21 protein-coding genes are annotated in these 19,645 nt (G+C 73.1%); 14 read left to right on the top strand and 7 right to left on the bottom strand.

Annotated features, from left to right (window positions below):
* Nucleotides 1–155 precede the first annotated feature (155 nt).
* The 3 genes from ACGFR9_RS03060 to msrB all read left to right on the top strand — a co-directional run bounded on the left by ACGFR9_RS03060 (nucleotide 156) and on the right by msrB (nucleotide 2,541).
* Nucleotides 156–629 (top strand): indole-3-glycerol phosphate synthase, encoded by a 474-nt coding sequence (locus tag ACGFR9_RS03060; protein ID WP_393202770.1) that lies wholly within the window; start codon nucleotides 156–158, stop codon nucleotides 627–629.
* Nucleotides 630–730: 101 nt separating this feature from the next.
* Nucleotides 731–2,119 (top strand): UDP-N-acetylmuramate--L-alanine ligase, encoded by a 1,389-nt coding sequence (gene murC, locus ACGFR9_RS03055; protein WP_393202344.1) that lies wholly within the window; start codon nucleotides 731–733, stop codon nucleotides 2,117–2,119.
* Nucleotides 2,120–2,133: 14 nt separating this feature from the next.
* On the top strand, nucleotides 2,134–2,541 hold the full coding sequence (msrB, locus tag ACGFR9_RS03050) for a peptide-methionine (R)-S-oxide reductase MsrB (RefSeq protein WP_393202342.1): 408 nt from the start codon (nucleotides 2,134–2,136) through the stop codon (nucleotides 2,539–2,541).
* Nucleotides 2,542–2,559: 18 nt separating this feature from the next.
* Here msrB and ACGFR9_RS03045 read toward each other — a convergent pair whose 3' ends face one another.
* Nucleotides 2,560–3,915 carry a hypothetical protein gene (locus tag ACGFR9_RS03045; protein WP_393202340.1) on the bottom strand — a complete coding sequence of 452 codons (1,356 nt, stop codon included), beginning with the start codon at nucleotides 3,913–3,915 and terminating at the stop codon, nucleotides 2,560–2,562.
* 113 nt (nucleotides 3,916–4,028) lie between these two features.
* Here ACGFR9_RS03045 and ACGFR9_RS03040 point away from each other — a divergent pair, with 113 nt between their 5' ends.
* Both ACGFR9_RS03040 and ACGFR9_RS03035 read left to right on the top strand, forming a co-directional pair.
* The gene (locus ACGFR9_RS03040) at nucleotides 4,029–5,285 is read left to right on the top strand and encodes a molybdopterin-dependent oxidoreductase (protein WP_393202338.1); all 1,257 of its coding nucleotides are present in this window, start codon (nucleotides 4,029–4,031) and stop codon (nucleotides 5,283–5,285) included.
* On the top strand, nucleotides 5,252–5,668 hold the full coding sequence (locus tag ACGFR9_RS03035) for a hypothetical protein (RefSeq protein ID WP_393202336.1): 417 nt from the start codon (nucleotides 5,252–5,254) through the stop codon (nucleotides 5,666–5,668). The genes ACGFR9_RS03040 and ACGFR9_RS03035 overlap by 34 nt, the downstream gene beginning before the upstream one ends.
* Nucleotides 5,669–5,768: 100 nt before the next feature.
* Here the strand turns inward: ACGFR9_RS03035 and ACGFR9_RS03030 are convergent, their stop codons facing one another.
* The 3 genes from ACGFR9_RS03030 to ACGFR9_RS03020 are packed head-to-tail and all read right to left on the bottom strand — an operon-like array spanning nucleotide 5,769 to nucleotide 7,788.
* Nucleotides 5,769–6,464: a class I SAM-dependent methyltransferase gene (locus ACGFR9_RS03030; protein WP_393202334.1), complete on the bottom strand. Its 696-nt coding sequence runs from the start codon at nucleotides 6,462–6,464 to the stop codon at nucleotides 5,769–5,771.
* Nucleotides 6,461–7,084 (bottom strand): DUF2064 domain-containing protein, encoded by a 624-nt coding sequence (locus tag ACGFR9_RS03025; RefSeq protein WP_393202332.1) that lies wholly within the window; start codon nucleotides 7,082–7,084, stop codon nucleotides 6,461–6,463. The genes ACGFR9_RS03030 and ACGFR9_RS03025 overlap by 4 nt, the downstream gene beginning before the upstream one ends.
* Complete coding sequence (locus ACGFR9_RS03020) at nucleotides 7,081–7,788, bottom strand: glycosyltransferase family 2 protein (protein WP_393202330.1); 708 nt, start codon at nucleotides 7,786–7,788, stop codon at nucleotides 7,081–7,083. Before ACGFR9_RS03020 ends, ACGFR9_RS03025 begins: the two co-directional genes overlap by 4 nt.
* Before the next feature lie 104 nt (nucleotides 7,789–7,892).
* On the opposite strand from ACGFR9_RS03020, the gene ACGFR9_RS03015 reads away from it, so the two are divergent.
* Together ACGFR9_RS03015 and ACGFR9_RS03010 are read left to right on the top strand one after the other, a co-directional pair.
* On the top strand, nucleotides 7,893–8,621 hold the full coding sequence (locus ACGFR9_RS03015) for a response regulator transcription factor (protein WP_393202328.1): 729 nt from the start codon (nucleotides 7,893–7,895) through the stop codon (nucleotides 8,619–8,621).
* A gap of 2 nt (nucleotides 8,622–8,623) precedes the next feature.
* Entirely contained in the window at nucleotides 8,624–9,736 is a 1,113-nt protein-coding gene (locus tag ACGFR9_RS03010; protein ID WP_393202326.1) for a sensor histidine kinase, read from the top strand.
* 1 nt (nucleotide 9,737) lies between these two features.
* On the opposite strand, the gene ACGFR9_RS03005 is transcribed toward ACGFR9_RS03010, so the two are convergent.
* The 3 genes from ACGFR9_RS03005 to ACGFR9_RS02995 form a co-directional block, all read right to left on the bottom strand.
* On the bottom strand, nucleotides 9,738–10,739 hold the full coding sequence (locus tag ACGFR9_RS03005; protein WP_393202324.1) for an NAD-dependent epimerase/dehydratase family protein: 1,002 nt from the start codon (nucleotides 10,737–10,739) through the stop codon (nucleotides 9,738–9,740).
* A 433-nt stretch (nucleotides 10,740–11,172) separates the two neighbouring features.
* Nucleotides 11,173–12,615 (bottom strand): sensor histidine kinase, encoded by a 1,443-nt coding sequence (locus ACGFR9_RS03000; protein ID WP_393202322.1) that lies wholly within the window; start codon nucleotides 12,613–12,615, stop codon nucleotides 11,173–11,175.
* A complete protein-coding gene (locus ACGFR9_RS02995; RefSeq protein ID WP_393202320.1) occupies nucleotides 12,612–13,301 on the bottom strand; it encodes a response regulator transcription factor in 690 nt (229 codons plus the stop codon). The genes ACGFR9_RS03000 and ACGFR9_RS02995 overlap by 4 nt, the downstream gene beginning before the upstream one ends.
* Nucleotides 13,302–13,450: 149 nt before the next feature.
* On the opposite strand from ACGFR9_RS02995, the gene ACGFR9_RS02990 reads away from it, so the two are divergent.
* The 7 genes from ACGFR9_RS02990 (at nucleotide 13,451) to ACGFR9_RS02960 (ending at nucleotide 19,604) form a co-directional block, all read left to right on the top strand.
* Nucleotides 13,451–14,791: a ferric reductase-like transmembrane domain-containing protein gene (locus ACGFR9_RS02990; protein ID WP_393202318.1), complete on the top strand. Its 1,341-nt coding sequence runs from the start codon at nucleotides 13,451–13,453 to the stop codon at nucleotides 14,789–14,791.
* Nucleotides 14,792–14,819: 28 nt separating this feature from the next.
* Nucleotides 14,820–15,218, top strand: a complete 399-nt coding sequence (locus ACGFR9_RS02985) for an FMN-binding protein (RefSeq protein ID WP_393202316.1) — start codon at nucleotides 14,820–14,822, stop codon at nucleotides 15,216–15,218.
* A 1-nt stretch (nucleotide 15,219) separates the two neighbouring features.
* A complete protein-coding gene (locus tag ACGFR9_RS02980; protein WP_393202314.1) occupies nucleotides 15,220–15,960 on the top strand; it encodes an FAD:protein FMN transferase in 741 nt (246 codons plus the stop codon).
* A 127-nt stretch (nucleotides 15,961–16,087) separates the two neighbouring features.
* Complete coding sequence (locus ACGFR9_RS02975; protein WP_393202312.1) at nucleotides 16,088–17,212, top strand: ABC transporter ATP-binding protein; 1,125 nt, start codon at nucleotides 16,088–16,090, stop codon at nucleotides 17,210–17,212.
* Nucleotides 17,209–17,910: an ABC transporter permease gene (locus ACGFR9_RS02970; protein WP_393202310.1), complete on the top strand. Its 702-nt coding sequence runs from the start codon at nucleotides 17,209–17,211 to the stop codon at nucleotides 17,908–17,910. The genes ACGFR9_RS02975 and ACGFR9_RS02970 overlap by 4 nt, the downstream gene beginning before the upstream one ends.
* Entirely contained in the window at nucleotides 17,907–18,572 is a 666-nt protein-coding gene (locus ACGFR9_RS02965; RefSeq protein WP_030212498.1) for an ABC transporter permease, read from the top strand. Before ACGFR9_RS02970 ends, ACGFR9_RS02965 begins: the two co-directional genes overlap by 4 nt.
* Before the next feature lie 75 nt (nucleotides 18,573–18,647).
* Nucleotides 18,648–19,604: an ABC transporter substrate-binding protein gene (locus tag ACGFR9_RS02960; protein WP_393202308.1), complete on the top strand. Its 957-nt coding sequence runs from the start codon at nucleotides 18,648–18,650 to the stop codon at nucleotides 19,602–19,604.
* The last annotated feature ends 41 nt before the right edge of the window (nucleotides 19,605–19,645 follow it).

The raw sequence follows: 19,645 nt of genomic DNA, 5'->3' as shown, positions 1-19,645 counted from the left end.
GGCGGAACACATCGGTCCCGCCGGTGCGGGAAGAGGGAACACTGAATCCGGCAGTACCCGTGCGCACACGGGGCAGGATGGTTTCCCCGGGGGCCCGGCGCGGCCCGCGGAGCGGAGAAGGGGCCCGCGGGTCCTCCGAGGAGAAGGGGCGCGTGGTGTTCACCAGCGTATTGATGATCGAGAAGGCCCTGACGTCCGCCGACGTGGATTTCGTCACCACCTTGCACGGCGACGAGCCGGTCTCCTTCCATGTGCTGCTCCAGCCACGCGGCGAACAGGCCGACCGGCTGTTGAGAGCCATCGACGACGTCGCACTCGGCGAGCTCGACGAGGCAGCCCGCGAGGGCGAGACCCCCGAGGGCGAGGACGCCCAGGACATGGGGGAGCAGGCCCTGGAGGTGTCCCTGCGGGCGCTGCGCGCCACCGGCGACACGGCGGACGGCCGGCTCATCGCCGACCACCCGCTGGACGCGCTCAGGGCCATGGTGGAGGAGGTCGGCGCGGACGAGGTGATCGTCCTGACCGATCCGCACTACGTGGAGGAGTTCTTCCACCGCGACTGGGCCTCCCGGGCCCGCCACAAGGTCGGGGTGCCGGTGCTGAAACTCTTCTCCCACAGCAAGGCATAGGCTGGGGCGGCGCGCTCCCGGCTCTGCCCGGCTTTCCCCGGTTCGTCCGGCGAGGGCGCGAAGACCGCCGTCCCGCTCGTCGTACCACTGGGAGAACACGCATGGCACCCGGCCTTCCTACCGCCATGGACCGACCGCACTTCATCGGCATCGGCGGCGCCGGGATGTCGGGCATCGCCAAGATCCTCGCCCAGCGCGGCGCGAAGGTGGCCGGCAGCGACGCCAAGAACTCCGCCACCGCCGACGCCCTGCGCGCCCTCGGCGCGACCGTGCACATCGGGCACGCCGCCGCGCACCTCGCCGACGACGCGAGCTGTGTCGTCGTATCGTCCGCGATCCGCGAGGACAACCCCGAGCTGGTGCGGGCGGCCGAACTCGGTATCCCGGTGGTGCACCGCTCCGACGCCCTCGCCGCCCTGATGGACGGCCTGCGCCCGATCGCGGTGGCCGGCACCCACGGCAAGACCACCACCACCTCCATGCTGGCGGTCTCCCTCACCGCGCTGGGCCGCGAGCCGTCGTACGCGATCGGTGGCGACCTGGACGCCCCCGGCTCCAACGCGCTGCACGGCACGGGCGAGATCTTCGTCGCCGAGGCGGACGAATCGGACCGCAGCTTCCACAAGTACGCGCCCGAGGTCGCGATCATCCTGAACGTGGAGCTGGACCACCACGCCAACTACGCGTCCATGGAGGAGATCCACGAGTCCTTCTCGACGTTCGCCGGCCGGATCGTGCCCGGCGGCACCCTGGTGATCTCCGCGGACCACGAGGGCGCCCGCGAGCTGACCCGGCGGCTGGACGGATCGGTGCGCACCGTGACGTACGGCGAGTCCGACGACGCCGACGTCCGGGTGCTGTCGGTCGTCCCGCAGGGGCTGAGGAGCGAGGTGACCGTCGAGTTCGACGGCGCCCCGCTCACGTTCACCGTGTCCGTGCCCGGCCGGCACTACGCGCACAACGCGGTGGCCGCGCTCGCCGCCGGCGTGGCGCTCGGCATCCCCGCCGCCGAACTGGCGCCCGCGCTGGCCGCGTACACCGGCGTGAAGCGGCGCCTGCAGCTCAAGGGCGAGGCGGCCGGCGTCCAGGTCGTCGACTCCTACGCGCACCACCCGACCGAGATGACCGCCGACCTGGAGGCGATGCGCTCCGCCGCCGGCGACGGCCGTATCCTCGTCGTCTTCCAGCCCCATCTGTTCTCCCGCACCCGCGAGCTGGGCAAGGAGATGGGGCAGTCGCTGTCCCTGGCCGACGCGTCGGTGGTCCTCGGCATCTATCCGGCCCGCGAGGACCCGATCCCCGGCGTCACCAGCGAGCTGATCATCGAAGCGGCGCGGGCGGCCGGGGCCGACGTCACCGCCGTCCACGACAAGGCGGAGATCCCCGAGGTGGTCGCGGGAATGGCGAAGCCCGGTGATCTGGTTCTCACCATGGGAGCGGGCGATGTCACCGACCTCGGCCCGCGGATCCTGGACCGTCTGACGAAGTAAGGGGTTCGAGTCTCATGACGTACGACGTCGAGAAGCCGGACGAGGAGTGGCGCGCGGAACTGTCCCCGTCCGAGTACGCCGTTCTGCGCCAGGCGGCCACGGAACCCGCCTTCACCGGTGAGTACACCGACACGAAGACGACGGGCGTCTACTCCTGTCGCGCCTGCGGTGCCGAGCTGTTCACCTCGGGCACCAAGTTCGAGTCGCACTGCGGCTGGCCGTCCTTCTACGACCCGAAGGACACCGAGGCCGTGGAGCTGATCGAGGATCGTTCGCACGGCATGGTCCGCACCGAGGTGCGGTGTGCCCGCTGCGGTTCCCACCTCGGCCACGTGTTCGAGGGTGAGGGCTATGCGACGCCCACGGACCAGCGGTACTGCATCAACAGCATCTCGCTGTCGCTGCGGCCCACCGAGGGCTGATCCGTACCGGCCTGCTGCTCACCAGCCGGTGAGCAGCAGGTGGTTCAGCAGCAGTGCGAGGACCGCCTGCCCGGCCAGCCAGGCGCGCGGGCCCGGCAGGAAGGCCGCGGCGGGGAGCAGCCAGCACGCGAAGGGCAGCCAGATCCGTTCCGTCTCCGCCTTGCTCATCCCCGACAGGTCGGCGATCAGCAGTGCGAGGAGCGCGGACGCCATGAGCACCGCGAGCCGGGCGCCGGCCCCCCGGTCCCTGAACGCGCCCGGGGTCCTGCGCAGCCCGGCCACTGTCGCCGGGCCGGTGATCAGCACCGTGCAGGCGAGGTTCGCCCACACCCAGTACCCGTACGGCCGTACCCGGGCCGCACCCTGGTAGTAGCGGGTGACGAGCAGGCGGTACGCCTCCCACCAGTCGAAGCCCAGCACGGCGAACACCACCGGCACCACCAGGAACCCGGCGACGACCCAGGGCAGCACCCGCAGCCGCCGCGTGCCCAGCAGCAGTACCGCCGCGCCGGTCACCGCGAACAGGGTCAGCCCGTACGACAGATACACGGTGAGCCCGAACAGCAGTCCCGAGCCGAGGCCGGTCCAGGCGGGGCGGTGTCCCGTCACGGCGAGGGCGAGCAGCGCGACGGCCCAGGCCGTCACCGCCATGAAGTAGCCGTCGGCGGACGCGCCCACCCACACCGCCGCCGGGGCCAGGACCAGAAAGGGCGCGGCACGGCGGGCGAGCGACTCGTCGGCGAGCCGGCGTACGGCGATCAGGACCGCGACCGCCGCCGTGGTGCCGACGGTGATGACGAACGCCCCCGCCCATCCGCCGCCGCCCAGCCCGATCCGGTCCAGCAGGACGAAGGTGAGGGTGGCGCCCGGCGGATGCCCGGCAACATGCGCGGGCCAGTTGTCCGGACTGTCGAGCAGGATGTGTCCGTCGAAGTCCCGCAGTGCGGCCGGGATGTCACCGAAACGGTCGATGACCCGCAGATATTCGTGTTTGGCGGTCAGCCGGCCGGCGACACCCCGCGACCAGCCGTCGACGAGGGCGAGCGACCAGGTCCACGCCAGGGACGCCCCCCACGTGGCGAGCAGCAGGGGCCGCCAGGACAGCCGGGCGGCCAGGGCGGGCCCGTACGCCACGACGGCCGCGGCGACGACCGCCGCGGCCGGGGTGCCCGGACCCGTGTGCGGCATCCAGTCGCCCACCAGCGGCGGCCAGTTCACGTACAGCGTGCCGTGACGGTCCTGGATCCGGGTGCCGATCAGGACGGCGGCGAGGACGAGCAGGGCGGCGGCCCCGACGGCGGACAGATCACGGGCGAGCCCGCCGCGAGGGGCGGTACGGCCGCGGGGGACGGTACGGGGGAGATCGCGGTTCACGCCGTCACGCTAGGCCGCCGCGGCGGCGCCGAGCGGCTGACGAGGGCGGACGTCAGCGTTTCGTCATCGCTCACGCACCCCTTCCCGAGGTGGCGCGGTCCTACGGTCGGGACATGGCTAGGTCATTCCTCCCCACCGTTCCCGCGCGGGGTCCGTTCGCGCCGGACTTCTGGCGCAGTCCGCTGCGCGGCCCCTGGTTCACCTCGGTGCTCGGCGTGGTCCTCCTCGCCGGCATCACGATCCTGTTCGTGACAGGACTGCTGTCGTACGCCGCGTACAACCCGGACCTCGCGCGGGTGAACGACAAGACCCCCGGCAAGGGGCTCCTCGGCTTCTACCTGTTCCCCTGGCCCACCGACCCGCCCTGGCTCTACCGGCTCACCCAGGGCGTCCACGTCACGCTCGGCCTGGTGCTCGTCCCGGTGCTGCTGGCCAAGCTGTGGTCGGTCGTGCCCAGGCTGTTCACGCTGCCCCCGGCCCGCTCGCTCACCCACGCGCTGGAGCGGATCTCGCTGCTGCTCCTGGTCGGCGGGGCGCTGTTCGAGTTCACCACGGGCATCCTCAACGTCCAGCTCGACTACGTCTTCCCCGGCTCCTTCTACCCCCTGCACTTCTACGGCGCCTGGGTGTTCATCGGGGCGTTCGTCGCCCACGCGGTGCTGAAGGCGCCGACGGCGATGCGGAACCTGCGCACCATGCGGAACCCGCGGGACGGTGGTGAGGAGCTGGTCGCTCCCCGTCCCGATCCGCCGACCGTCTCGCGGCGCGGGGCGCTCGGGCTGGTCGGCGGCGGTTCGCTGCTGCTCTTCGCCACCTCCGCCGGGCGCAGCTTCGACGGACCGCTGCGTGAGACCGCCGTCCTGACCCCGCACGGCGGCCCCGAACCCGGTAGTGGTCCGGGGGGCTTCCAGATCAACAAGACGGCCGCGTACGCCGGAATCCGCACCGCCGAGACGACCGAGGAGGCGTGGCGGCTGGTGGTCGCCGGGCCCGCCGGCACCCTACGGTTCAGCAGAGCGGGCCTGCTCGAACTGCCGCTGCACAGCGCGGCCCTGCCCATCGCCTGCGTGGAGGGCTGGTCCACCTCCGACCAGTGGTGGCGAGGGGTACGGCTGCGGGATCTCGCGGCGCTCGCCGGTCACGAGGAGCCGGTGGACGTGTTCGTGGAGTCGCTGCAGCGTCGTGGCGCGTTCCGGCGGGGTGCGCTGCGGGCCAATCAGGTGGCCGATCCGCGTTCCCTGCTCGCCCTGTTCGTCAACGGCGAGGAACTGACCCCCGATCACGGCTATCCGGCCCGGATCATCGTGCCCGCGGCGCCCGGTGTGCTCAACACCAAGTGGGTCGCCCGGCTGACCTTCGGTGCGCTGTGAAGCCGGCCGTGCTGGTGTGTTCGTTCGTTCTCTGCGTGTACGCGGGGGTGCGGCTGCTCGACGGGGACTGGTTCCTGGTCGCGCTGTGGTTCGTGGGGGCGGCGGTGGTCCACGATCTGGTGCTGCTGCCGTTGTACGCGGGGGCCGACCGTGTGCTGGTGAAGGGGGCGGGGCGGTGGGTCAACCACGTGCGGGTGCCGGCGGCGCTGTCCGGGTTGTTGCTGCTGGTGTGGTTTCCGCTGATCAGCGGGCGGGTGTCGGAGCGGTACGCCGGCGTCGCGGGGCAGTCCGCGGAGGGGTACGCGATGCGGTGGCTGATCATCACGGCGGTGCTGTTCGGGGGTTCGGCGGTGGTGTTCGCGGTGCGGCGCGGAAGGGGGTGACGGTGGGTCGGTTTCGCCCCCGCCGCCCCTTCCCTTCCCGTCCCCGGGGGCGGAGCCCCAGGTTGGGAAGGGAAGGGGCGGCGGGGGCGAGAAACACCCCTTACTCCCCCCGCAGCGCCACGAACACCCGCTCCTCAGCCGACCACTCGTCCTCCACCCGCCACCCCACCGCCCGCGCGTAGCGGACCAGCGCCGGCCCCCCGACCCGCGCCCACGGAAACGCCGGCCCAGGCGGACGACGCGCATCGGTCACCCGCACCAGCACGCGTTCGTCGACCTCCGGACACGGAACCGCCTCGGCGATCAGCAGACCCCCCGGCGCCACCAGCCGGCCGAGCCGGCGCAGCAGCGCCACCGGGTCGCCCCCGATACCGACGTTGCCGTCCAGCAGCAGCGCCGTACCCCAGCGCCCCACCCCCGGCAGCGGGTCGAAGACGGACCGGCACAACGCCTGCCCGCCACGCCCGACGGTCCGCGCCACCGCGGCCTCGCTGACGTCGATCCCCAGCGCGCGCCGCCCCTCGGCAGCCAGTGCCGCGACCAGCCGCCCCGGTCCGCACCCGACGTCCAGCACCGCGCCCTCGCAGCGCCCCAGCACCTCCAGATCCACCGCGTCGGCCTCCGCGCACCAGCGCTCCACGTCCAGCGGCAGCAGCCGGCCGTCGGCGCGGCGCAGGAACAGCGGCCCCCGGCCGGCGCGCAGGGCGTCGGCGTAGGGGTCGGCCGACCAGGCCCGCTCGGCGGCGGGGACCGTCCGCTGGTGTCCGACGTGCGCTGCCGCACGCACCCCGCTCACCGGTGGGCCGCCGTCAGCCGGGCCAGCCGCGCCGCGAACCGCCCGCCGGGCGCCGCGGCGGCGACCAGTGTGGCGTCGTACGCCGTGTCCACGTCCCGCAGCGGCGGCAGTTCGCGGACCCGCAGCCCCGAGAGCCGCCGCCGCTGCACGGCCCCGGTCTCCGGTACCGACATGGGGACCCCGCGCAGCAGCGCCGGATCGGGTTCGGCCAGGCCCAGTGCCCAGAAGCCGCCGTCCTCGGCGGGGCCGAAGTACGCGTCGCAGTCGTCGAAGTCCACGGTGAGCAGCTCCGGGGTCACCTGGGGCGTGTCCATGCCGATGAGGAGGGCGGGGCCGTCGCACCCGGCGAACGCGGCGGCCAGCCGCTCGTCGAGCCCGCCCGCGCACTGCGGTACGACCTCGATGCCCGCCGGCAGCCACTGTCCCGGCGTCCCGTCCAGCACCAGCACCCGGCGCCGCGCGGGCGTCCGCGCCACCACGTCCAGGGTGTCCGCGAGCGCGGCCTCGGCGAGTCCCGCCGCCTCCTCGGGGGTGAACGGCGGAGTCAGCCGGGTCTTCACCCGGCCGGCACGGGGCTCCTTGGCGATGACGAGCAGCGTCACGGAAGAAACGGAGGTCACGAGACCGCCCCTTCCTGGAGTACGCGGCTCATGTCCCGTACCGCCTGGACGGTGCCGCGCCAGGTGCCGGTGACCTTGGAGGCTCCGGTGCGCGGCGCGTACACGACGTCGTGCTCGGTGACCCGCCAGCCGGCGTCGGCGGCGCGGACCACCATCTGCAGCGGGTAGCCGCTGCGCCGGTCCGTCAGGTCCAGGGCGAGCAGTTCCTCGCGCCGGGCCGCCCGCAGCGGTCCGAGGTCGCGCAGCCGCAGTCCGGTACGGCGGCGCAGCAGCCGGGACAGGGCGAGGTTGCCCGCGCGGGCGTGCGCCGGCCAGGCGCCGCGCCCCCGCGGCCGCCGCCGGCCCAGGACCAGGTCCGCCTCGCCGGACCACACCTCGCGCACGAACGGCACCAGGTCCGCCGGGTCGAGGGAGGCGTCGCAGTCGCAGAAGCAGACGATGTCGGCCGTGGCGGCGGTCAGCCCGGCGTGGCAGGCGGCGCCGAAACCGCGCCGTTCCTCGCGCACGACGGTCGCGCCGAGCTCATGGGCGATGCGGTCGGAGCCGTCCGTGGAGCCGTTGTCCACGACGAGGGCGCGCCAGCCGGGCGGCACGCGTTCCAGTACCCACGGCAGCGCCGCGGCCTCGTCGAGACAGGGGAGGACGACGTCCACGGACGGCGGGCCCGGTTCCGGGGCGGGGGAGGAGGTGGTCACGGCTCTCACCCTACGAACACGAAACGGTCATACCGGGCATCGGCTCCTTACGGAACGCGGACGTCGACGGCCCGGCCGCGCTGCTCGCGCGCGTGTGGTGCGAGGCTGGCCGCATGGAGCAGCGACCACCGAACGCCGAGGCCGGAGCCCGGGTCCTCGTCGTCGACGACGACCCCACCGTCGCCGAGATCGTCACGGGCTACCTGGACCGCGCCGGATACGTCGTCGACCGGGCCGGCGACGGCCCCGACGCGCTCGCCCGCGCGGCGGCCCACTGGCCCGACCTCGTCGTCCTCGACCTGATGCTGCCCGGCATGGACGGCCTGGAGGTGTGCCGGCGGATGCGCGGGCGCGGGCCCGTGCCGGTCATCATGCTCACCGCGCGCGGCGACGAGGACGACCGCATCCTCGGCCTCGAGGTCGGCGCCGACGACTACGTCACCAAGCCGTTCAGTCCGCGCGAACTCGTCCTGCGCGTCGAGTCCGTGCTGCGCCGCGCCCGCCCCGCCCCGGCGCCCGCGTCCGGGCTGCTGCGGGCGGCCGCCCTCTCCGTCGACCCCGCCGCCCGCCGGGCCGCCAAGAACGGCGCCGAACTCGCCCTCACCATCAGAGAGTTCGATCTCCTCTCGTTCTTTCTGCGGCACCCTGGGCGGGCCTTCGCCCGGGAGGAGCTGATGCGCGAGGTGTGGGGCTGGGACTTCGGCGACCTGTCCACCGTGACCGTCCATGTGCGACGGCTGCGCGGAAAGGTCGAGGACGATCCGGCACGGCCCCGGCTCATCCAGACGGTCTGGGGCGTCGGTTACCGCTTCGACCCCGCCGTCGCCTCGGGGGAGGAGTGAGCGTGCGGGACATGCTGCTCATCGCCCTGTTCGCCTTCCTCGGTGCCGCCGCGGCCGGTCTCGTCGGCGCGTGCGTGCTGCTGCTGATCCGGCGGCGGTCGCTGACGGCGCACCTCGCGGTGGTCGCCGGGGTCGCGGTGGCCGCGATGCTCGCGGGCACCCTGGCCGTCGCCCAGGCGATGTTCCTCTCCGCGCACGACCTGAGCGTGGTGACGATGGTCGTCGCCATGGCCGCCGTCGTCTCCACCGTCACCGCGCTGCTGCTGGGCCGTTGGGTCGTCGCCCGCAGCCACGAACTGGCCCTCGCCGCACGCTCGTTCGGCGACGGCGGGGACTTCGCCGCGCCGGAGCGCCCGTCCACCGCCGAACTCGCCGCGCTCAGCCGCGAGCTGGCGGCGACCAGCGTCAGACTGGCCGAGTCCCGGGACCGGGAACGCGCCCTGGAGTCCTCCCGCCGGGAACTCGTCGCCTGGATCTCCCACGACCTGCGCACGCCGCTCGCCGGACTCCGAGCGATGGCCGAGGCACTGGAGGACGGCGTCGCCGCCGACCCCGACCGCTATCTGCGGCAGATCCGTACCGAGGTGGAACGCCTCAACGGCATGGTCGGCGACCTCTTCGAACTCTCCCGCATCCACGCGGGCACCCTGACCCTCTCGCCCTCCCGGATCTCCCTGTACGACCTGATCGGCGACGCCCTCGCCGGCGCGGACCCGCTCGCCCGCGAGCACGGCGTCCGGCTCGTCGGCGACCGGGTGGAGCCGGTGCCGGTGGAGGTGGACGGGCGGGAGATGAGCCGGGTGCTGGGCAATCTGCTGGTCAACGCGATCCGCCGGACCCCGGCCGACGGCACGGTCGCCGTCGCGGCCCAGCGTTCGGACGACGGCGTGGTGGTGTCCGTGACGGACGGCTGCGGCGGCATCCCCGAGGAGGACCTGCCCCGCGTCTTCGACACCGGCTGGCGCGGCACGCACGCCCGGACGCCGCCTGCCGGCGCGGGCCTCGGCCTCGCCATCGTCCGGGGCATCGTCGAGGCCCACCGCGGCAGCACCACCGTCCGCAATGTCACCGGCGGCTGCCGCTTCGAGGTGACCCTGCCGGCGACGGCCGGCTGACTCACTCCCCCCGCAGGCCCGCCGACGCGAACTCCCGCATGCCCTCCTCGAAGTCCACCTCCGGCTTCCAGCCGAGGGCGGCGCGGAGGCGGGAGGAGTCCGCCGTGATGTGGCGGACGTCGCCCAGGCGGTACTCGCCGGTGACGACCGGGTCCGGACCGCCGTACGCGGCGGCCAGGGCGCGGGCCATCTCGCCGACCGTGTGCGGGGTGCCGCTGCCGGTGTTGTACGCGGTGAGTCCTCCGGGCGCCGGGTCCGCCGTCAGCGCGGCGACGTTCGCCGACGCCACGTCCCTCACGTGGACGAAGTCCCGGCGCTGACGGCCGTCCTCGAAGACGCGCGGCGCCTCGCCGCGGGCCAGGGCCGAGCGGAAGAAGGAGGCGACGCCGGCGTACGGGGTGTCGCGGGGCATGCCGGGGCCGTAGACGTTGTGGTAGCGCAGCGACACGGCCGTACCGCCCGTCGAACGGGCCCAGGCGGCGGCGAGGTGCTCCTGGGCCAGTTTGGTGGTGGCGTACACGTTGCGCGGGTCCGCGGGGGCGTCCTCGTCGACGAGGCCGGGGGCGAGGTCCGCGCCGCAGACGGGGCAGGGGGGTTCGAAGTGTCCGGCCGCCAGGGCGGTGACGTCCCGCGGGCCGGGGCGGACCAGGCCGTGCCGGGGGCAGGTGTAGCGGCCCTCGCCGTAGACCACCATCGAGCCGGCCAGGACGAGCCGGTGGATTCCCCGCTCCGCCATCGCGGCCAGGAGCACTGCCGTGCCCAGGTCGTTGTGGGAGACGTAGTCCGGGGCGTCGGTGAAGCCGGTGCCGAGACCGACCATGGCGGCCTGGTGGCAGACGGCGCCGACGCCGGTGAGGGCGTCGCGGACCGCCTGCGGGTCGCGGATGTCCGCCCTGGGGGCGGTGCGGATGTCGAAGACGACGGGGGTGTGTCCGTGGGCGCGCAGCGCCTCGACGATGTGGGACCCGATGAAACCGGCGCCGCCGGTGACCAGTACGCGCATGCGCTCACGCTAGGCGTGCACGTCGCGTGGGCGGGGTGCCGCGCCCGTGACGTCATGGGTCCGTAAGACGGAGTGGTCCGGGGGCGGGTTGCGCGGCCCGGCGCTTGCGGGGTGCCGTCGCGCCCACCCGTGCGGAGGGGGTTGGGCGGGCGCCCGGTGTCGGGCTGGGCGGGGGGTGTTCGCGCGGCCCGGCGCTTGCGGGGTGCCGTCGCGCCCACCCGTGCGGGTGGGGTTGGGCGGTGGCCCGGTGTGGGGGCTGGGCGGGGGGTGTTCGCGCGGCCCGGCGCTTGCGGGGTGCCGTCGCGCCCACCCGTGCCGCCCCAGCGGCACGATTGCCCGCGGGAACGGGAACGGGGACGGGGACGGGGACGGGGACGGGGACGGGGACGGGGACGGGGACGGGGGTGTGTGGCGCGGGGTGTGTGGCGGGGCGTCAGCCGTCCTGCCGTGGGAGGCGGACGGTGAACACCGTCGATCCCGGTGTGCTGGTCAGTTCGATGTCGCCGGCGTGGGCGCGTACAAGGGAGCGGGCGACCGCCAGGCCCAGGCCACTGCCGCCGCGGTCCCGGCTGCGGGCCTTGTCGACGCGGTAGAAGCGGTCGAAGACGCGCTCGCGGTCCTCCGCCGGGATACCGGGTCCCGCGTCGGTGACCCGCACCGAGGCCGAGTCATCGGCGACGGACACCGCTACGGACACCCGGGTGCCCGGCGGCGTGTGGACGGCCGCGTTGGTGAGAAGGTTGTCCAGAACCTGCCGTACGCGCTGCGGGTCGAGGCCCAGCACCAGCCGGCCGGGGTCGGAGACCACCGTGAGCGGATGCCGGGGGTGGCCCGCGCGGAACGCGTCGGCGGCCTGCTGGACCAGGTCCACCAGGTCCGTGTCCGCCGTCCGCAGGGGTGCCTCCACCTCCGCCGCGTCCAGCCGGGCGAGCAGCAGCAGGTCGTCGAGCAGGAAGCCCATCCGGGCGGCCTCCGCGCGCAGCCGCGCCAGATGCCGTTCGCGTTCGGCGGGCTCGTTGGCGGCGGCGTACTGGAACAGGTCCGCGTAGCCGCGTACCGACATCAGCGGGGTGCGCAGCTCGTGCGAGGCGTCCGCGACGAACCGGCGCAGCCGCAGCTCCGCCTCCGCGCGCACCGCGAGGGAGTCGTCGATGTGCTCCAGCATCGTGTTGAACGCGGTGCGCAGGTCCGCCACCTCCCGGCCCCCGTCCCGCCCGTCCGCGCGCAACGGCAGCCGGGCCGCCGACTCGGTCAGATCGTGCGAGGTGATCCCGTGCGCGGTGTGCGCCATGTCGCTCAGCGGCTTCAGCCCGCGCCGCAGCATCCGCCGCCCGGACACCACCAGCGCCAGCAGCGCGAGGGCGAACACCACCACCTGCACCGTGATCAGCTGCTCGACGGTCTCCTCGACGTCCTTCGCGGGCGCGGCGCTCACCAGCACCACCCCCGGTTCGACCTCGCAGCCGCGCAGCCGGTAGGTACCCTCCCCGTCGATGCGCGCGGTGCGCGTCAGCTCGGTGTCGGAGTGCGCCATGGCCCGCGCGAGATCGGCCATCGCGCGGGTGTCGGCGGGTACGTCGGAGGGCTTGCGCAGGGTGGCGGCGTCGTCGGTGACGTCGTACACCGCCGTGTACCAGCCGTAGTACGCCTTCTGCTTGACCGTGCCGTGCACCGCCGCGTCCTTGGCCTGCACGGCCTGGATCAGCTTCAGCTGGTCGCCGAGCTGCCGCTCCAGATAGTCGTGCATGTACGTGGTGAGGGCGGTGCCGACGACCGCGAACACGGCCAGGGACAGCATCCCGAGGCCGAGCGTCAGCCGGGTGCCGAGCCGCGTCCGCCGGTACGTCTCCCGCAGCCGCCGGGCAGCCGCCGTCACTCGGCGGCCTGCCGGATCACATACCCGAAGCCCCGCACCGTCCGGATCAGCGGCTCGCCCGTGTCGTCCAGCTTGCGCCGCAGCCGGCTCACCACCAGCTCCACCACATTGGAGCGGCCGCCGAAGCCGTACTCCCACACATGGTCCAGGATCTGCGCCTTCGTCAGCACGGTCGGCGAGCGGCGCATCAGATAGCGCAGCACCTCGTACTCGGTCGGCGTCAGCGACAGCAGCCGCTCACCGCGCCGCACCTCACGGGTGTCCTCGTCCATCGACAGGTCCGCCACCCGCAGCACCGACCGCTGGAAGCCGGGCCCGGCGCTGCGCCGCAGCACCGTCCGCAGCCGCGCCATCAGTTCCTCCACGGCGAACGGCTTGACCAGGTAGTCGTCCCCGCCCCGGGTGAGCCCCGCCACCCGGTCGGCGACCCCGTCCCGCGCGGTGAGGAACACCACCGGCACCATCGTCCCGGAGCGCCGCAGCCGGTCCAGGACGCCGAAACCGTCGACGTCCGGCAGCATCAGGTCGAGCACCACGATGTCCGGGCGGAACTCGGCGGCGCGGCGCAGCGCGTCCTCGCCCGAGTTGGCGGTGACCGCCTCCCAGCCCTCGTAGCGGGCGACCGTCGCCACCAGGTCGGCTATCGGCGGGTCGTCGTCCACGACGAGGAGTCGTACTTTTTCCACCCGCCCATACTGCGGCACACCGCCTCCGGCGCCAGAGGCGGTGCGCGATCGCATCCCGATCGATAAAAACTTGAAAGTTGACCGACAGGTGATCGACAGCGCCCGTGACCAAGCTCGAAGGCCCAGGACCCGATCAAGGAGTTTGTGGCGTGACAGCTGTCCAATCGCCTCCCGCACCCCCCACCGCGAGGCGACACCCCAAGGCGGTGGCGCGCATCGGCCTGTACGGTCTGCTCGCCGCGAACACGGTGGTGGTGGCCGTCTTCTTCGTCCAGGCGGGCTTCGGCGCGAACGCCCTCGTCGTACTGGGCCGCCTCACCGGCCTGTACGCCGCCCTGCTGATGGCGTTCCAGCTGCTGCTGGTGGCCCGGCTGCCCTGGCTGGACCGCAGGATCGGCATGGACCGGCTGACCCTGTGGCACCGCTGGGTCGGCTTCGGACTGCTGTGGACGCTCCTGGGACACGCGGTCTTCATCGTCCTCGGCTACGCCGAGATGTCCTCCATGGACCCGGTGAACCAGCTCGTCGACCTCGCCGAGACCGTCGAGGGCGTGCTGCGCGCGGTCGTCGCACTGGCGCTGATCCTCGTCGTCGGCGCCCTCTCGGCCCGCCGCGCGCGGCGCAGACTCGCCTACGAGACCTGGCACTTCATCCATCTGTACCTGTACGTCGCCGTGGTGCTGGCCTTCACCCACCAGGTCGCCGTCGGCTCCACGTTCACCGCCTCGGCCGCCGCCACCGCCTACTGGTACGGCCTGTGGGGCGCCGCCCTCGCCGCCGTGGTCGCCGGCCGCCTGGTCCTCCCGCTGTGGCGCAACCGGCGTCACCGGTTCCGGGTCACGGCCGTCGTCCCCGAGAACGACAACGTGGTGTCCGTCCACATCACCGGGCGCGATCTGGACCGGCTGCCCGCCCGCGCCGGCCAGTTCTTCCTGTGGCGGTTCCTGACGAGGGACCGCTGGTGGCAGGCGAACCCGTTCTCCCTGTCCGCCGCCCCCGACGGCCGCACCCTGCGGCTCACCGTGAAGGCGGCCGGCGACGGCAGCGCGGCCCTGCGCCATCTCAGGCCCGGCACCCGGGTCTTCGCCGAGGGCCCCTACGGCGCCTTCACCACCCTCCACCGCACCCGCCCCGACACCCTGCTCATCGCCGGCGGTGTCGGCGTCACCCCGATCCGCGCCCTGCTGGAGGAACTGCACGGCCACGCCGTCGTCCTCTACCGGGTGAGCTCGGAGGCCGACGCCGTACTCCACGGGGAACTGCGCGAACTCGCCCTCGCCAAGGGCGCCGAACTGCACCTGATCACCGGCCCGCCGGTACCGGACCGGCTCGCCCCCGCCGAACTGGCCCGGCTGGTCCCCGACCTCACCGACCGGGACGTCTATGTCTGCGGCCCGCCCGGCATGACCACCGCCGTGCTGCGCGGACTGCGCGAACTCGGCGTACCGAGGCAGCAGATCCACTACGAGCGCTTCAGCCTGGCCGGATGACGAGCGCGGGGCGACGAAGGAGAACACCGTGAAGCGAGCACTGCCCGTCCTGGTCCTGAGCATCGCCGGACTGATCCCGGTCTGGCGCTACACCCCGGCGGCCCCCGAACCGGCGGTCGCCGAGCCCGCGCCCACCCCCTCGGTGTCCACCGCGCCGGGCAGCACCACCCGGGTCGTCACCGGTCCCACCATCGACACCGAGAAGGGCCCCGTGCGGGTCGAGGTCACCCTCGACGGCGACCGCATCACCGCCGTACGGATGCTCCAACAGCCGGACCACCCGCAGACGACTGCCGCCGTACCGGTCCTGATCGAGGAGACGCTTCAGGCCCAGAGCGCCGACGTCGACACGGTCTCCGGTGCCACGGTCACCAGCGACGGCTACCGCGAGTCGCTGCAGGCCGCCCTCGACGCACAGGGCTCCTGACATGCGGCGCGTCGAGCACGTCATGGGCTTCCCGGTGTCGCTGCGCGTCGACGACGAGGGGTCCTGGGAGTCCGCTGCCGACGCCTGCTTCGCCTGGCTGCGTGAAGTCGACGCCCGCTTCAGCCCCTTCCGCGAGGACAGCGAGGTCTCCCGCCTGGACCGGGGCGAGCCGGCCCCGGACCGGATCAGCCCCGAGCTCGCCGAGGTCCTCGCCCTGGGCGAGCGGTACCGGGCCGACACCGGGGGCGCCTTCGACGTACGGCTGCCCGGCCGGGGCCTCGATCCGTGCGCCGTCGTGAAGGGCTGGTCGGTGCAGAAGGGCGCCGACCTGCTGCGGGCGGCGGGAGCACGGCGGTTCTGCCTCAACGCCGGCGGTGACGTGACCGCCGCCGGCGGACCCTGGCGCGTGGGCGTACGGCACCCCGAGGACGCCGGCCGGCTGTGCGCCGTCGTCGAGCTCACCGACGGCGCGGTCGCCACCTCCGCGCGCTACGAACGCGGCGACCACATCGTCGACGGCCGCACCGGCCGCCCGGCCACCGGCCTGCTCGCCCTGACGGTCACCGCTCCCACCCTGACCGAGGCGGACACCGTCGCCACGGCCGCCTTCGCGCTGGGACGGGACGGCGTCGACTGGGCGGCCGCGCGGGACGGCTGCGAGGTGTTCGCCGTGACCGCGGACCGGCGCGTACTGCGAACGGCGGGGTTTCCCGTGGCCGAATCCGGGCAGGCGGCGGCGTAGTCCCGGGGCCGCTCCGGCCGGGGGCACGGGGTTACGGGGTTCCGCCGGTGGTGACGTTTACACTCGACCGGCGACAAACGGGCAACCTCGGTCGCGAACATCTGCCACCCGAAGGGCTTTCGGCGTCTTGATACGGATCGATTCAGTCACGAAGCGGTACCCGGACGGCACGGTGGCGGTCGACCGGCTGTCGCTGGAGATCCCCGACCGCTCGATCACCGTCCTCGTCGGACCCTCCGGGTGCGGCAAGACCACCACGCTCCGCATGATCAACCGGATGGTCGAACCCTCCGAGGGAACGATCCTTCTGGACGGCGAGGACACCCGGCGGCAGCCGGTCACCACGTTGCGCCGGTCCATGGGATACGTCATCCAGAACGCCGGACTCTTCCAGCACCGCACGATCGTCGACAACATCGCCACCGTGCCCCGCATGCTCGGCTGGGGCAAGCAGCGGGCCCGGGAGCGGGCGGCGGAGCTGATGGAGCGCGTGGGCCTCGACCCGGCGCTGGCCGGGCGCTACCCCTACCAGCTCTCCGGCGGTCAGCAGCAGCGCGTCGGTGTGGCCCGGGCGCTCGCCGCGGACCCGCCGGTACTGCTGATGGACGAGCCGTTCTCCGCCGTCGACCCGGTGGTGCGCAAGGGGCTGCAGGACGAACTCCTGCGCATCCAGGACGAGCTGGGCAAGACCATCGTCTTCGTCACGCACGACATCGACGAGGCGATCAAGCTGGGCACCATGGTCGCCGTACTGCGTGAGGGCGGCCGGCTCGCCCAGTACGCGCCGCCCGCCGAGCTGCTGGCGAGCCCCGCGGACGGCTTCGTCGAGGACTTCCTCGGCGCCGACCGCGGTATCCGGGGCCTGTCCTTCGTCCCGTCCGCCGCACTGGAACTGACCACCGACGCGGTGGTCCCGGCCGACGCCGGCGCCGGCCGGATCGCCGCCGGCAAGGCCCCCCACCTCCTCGTCACCGACGCCGACGGCCGCCCGCTCGGCTGGGCCGAGCGCGACGAACTGACCGCCGGTGACATCCGCATCGACCGGCTGCGGCCGTACGGGCGGCCGTTCGTGCCCGGTGTCGACTCCCTGCGCGTCGCCCTCGACTGCGCCGTGCTCTCGCCCGTCGGCTGGGCGGTCGCCGTGGACGACCGCGGCCGGGTGACCGGCGTCGTCTCCCAGCAGACCATCGGCGAGGCGATCCGCGCCGCCCACGCGACCGGCCGTACCGAGGACGAGAAGGTCGCGGGATGAGCCGCTTCTTCGACATCCCCAGCGACCTCCAGCACAGCTGGGCCGGTCTGATCGGGCTGCACATGCGGGAGGCCCTGCTGCCGGTCGCCGCCGGGCTGCTCCTCGCGCTGCCGATCGCGCAGCTGTGCGGGCGCTTCCGCTGGCTGTACCCGCCGGTGCTGGGCATGACGACCGTGCTGTACGCCGTCCCCTCCCTGGCGTTCTTCGTCGTCCTCATCGACTACACCGGCCAGACCGAACTCACCGTGATGATCCCGCTGGCCCTGTACAGCCTGGTCGTCCTCGTCCCCGCCATCGTCGACGGGGTGCGCTCGGTGCCGGACGAGACCCTCGCCGCCGCGACCGCCATGGGCTTCGGCCCCGTACGCCGTTATCTGCAGGTGCAGTTGCCGATTGCCGCGCCCGCCATCATCGCCGGACTCCGGGTCGCCACCGCTTCCAGCATCTCCCTGGTCAGCGTCGGCGCCCTGATCGGCAACCAGGGCGCCCTCGGCAATCTGCTCGCCGCCGCGCAGAAGTACGACCGGCCCGAACTCGCGGTGAACGCCGTGCTCACGATGGCCGTCCTGGCGATCCTCTGCGACGCCCTGCTGGTCGGGCTGCGGGTGCTGCTCACCCCGTGGATGCCGCGCGCCGGCAGCCGTCCGAAGCCCGCCCCCCGGCGGGAAGAGATCACCCCGGAGGGCGCGGTCCGATGAACATCATCGACTTCGGCAACGCCTTCTTCAGCGACAGCGCCCACTGGCACGGCTACGACGGCATCCCGCAGCGCTTCCTCGAGCACCTCCAGTACTCGCTGCTGGCCCTCGCGATCGCCGCCGCGATCGGCCTGCCCGTCGGCCTGCTCACCGGCCACACCGGACGCGGCGGCAACGCGCTCGCCTTCATCGCCAACGCCGCCCGAGCGCTGCCCAGTTTCGGACTGCTGGTGCTCGCCGTGCTGCTGATCGGCTTCGGTCTGCTGCCCGTGATGATCCCGCTGGTCGTCCTCGCCGTACCGCCGATCCTGGTGACCACCTACGAGGCGGTCCGCTCCCTCGACCCCGCCCCCGTGGACGCCGCGCGGGGCATGGGCATGCACGAGTCGCGGATCCTCTTCCAGGTCGAGGTGCCGGTGGCGCTCCCACTGATCCTCAGCGGTCTGCGCTCCGCCGCGATCCAGATCGTGTCCACGGCCACCATCGCCGCGTACGTCAGTCTCGGCGGACTCGGCCGCTACATCATCGACGGCCTCTACCAACGCGACTACGAGAAGGTCGTCGGCGGCGCCACCCTGGTGGCCTTCCTGGCGCTGCTCACCCTCGCCCTGTTCTGGGCGGTGGCCCGGGTGGCGGTGTCCCCCGGGGTACGCAGGCGCTGATGTTCGATCAGGTGTGCGACAAACCGTAACGTGGACGTTCTTGACTCCCCGTGAACGGCTGGATTGGATCGGCGAATGACTCCTACCGCGAAAAGCAGCAGGTCCAGGACGAGGTCCACCGGCGTGGCGGCTGTCGCGCTCGCCGCGGCGGCGCTGCTCGCGGGCTGTTCCTCCTCCGGCGACACCTCCGACAACCCCCTCGACGGAGAGAAGGCCGAGGCCGGCACCGTCGTCGTCGGCTCGAACAACTTCGCCGAGAGCACCCTGCTCGCCGACATCTACGGCGAGGCGCTGCGCGCCAAGGGCCTCAAGGTCGACTACAAGCACAACATCGGCAGCCGTGAGACGACGTACGGCCTGATGAAGAACGGCTCCATCACGGTCCTGCCGGAGTACAACGGCTCCCTCCTCGCCTACCTCGACCCGAAGGCCGGGCAGGAGTCGGCCGAGGCGGTGAACGAGGCCGCCAAGGCCAAGCTGGACACGTCGCTGACGCTGCTGGAGTCCTCGCCCGCCGAGGACAAGGACTCGGTCAGCGTCAACGCGGCGACGGCGAAGAAGTACGGCCTCACCGCCGAGTCGACCCTCGCCGACCTCAAGGACGCGGCGCCCGGCCTCGTGATCGGCGGCTCGCCCGAGTTCCAGACCCGGCAGCAGGGGCTGAAGGGCCTGGAGACCGTCTACGGCCTGAAGTTCAAGTCGTTCAAGGCACTCGACGCGGGCGGCCCGCTCACCCAGGCGGCCCTCACCGGGAACGAGGTCCAGGCCGCGGACATCTTCACCACGGACCCGACCATCATCAAGGAGAAGTTCGTCGTCCTGAAGGACCCGGAGAACCTCTTCGGCTTCGCCAACGTCACCCCGCTGGTCAGCAAGGAGGGGCTGCCGCAGGAGGGCGTGGAGGCGCTCAACGCCGTGTCCGCGAAGCTGGACACCGAGACGCTCCTCGACCTCGACGCCCAGGTGCAGCTGGACAAGAAGGACCCGCTGGACGTGGCGAAGGCCTGGCTGAAGTCGGCCGGCCTGGACTGACCCCGCGCCGGGGGGTGCGGCGCACCCGCCGCACCCCCCGG

This window comes from Streptomyces sp. NPDC048584, assembly GCF_043199595.1.
GTDB classification, from domain to species: domain Bacteria; phylum Actinomycetota; class Actinomycetes; order Streptomycetales; family Streptomycetaceae; genus Streptomyces; species Streptomyces edwardsiae.
The sequence above is the reverse complement of the archived record's forward strand: the minus strand, read 5'-3'. Positions and strand labels throughout refer to the sequence as shown.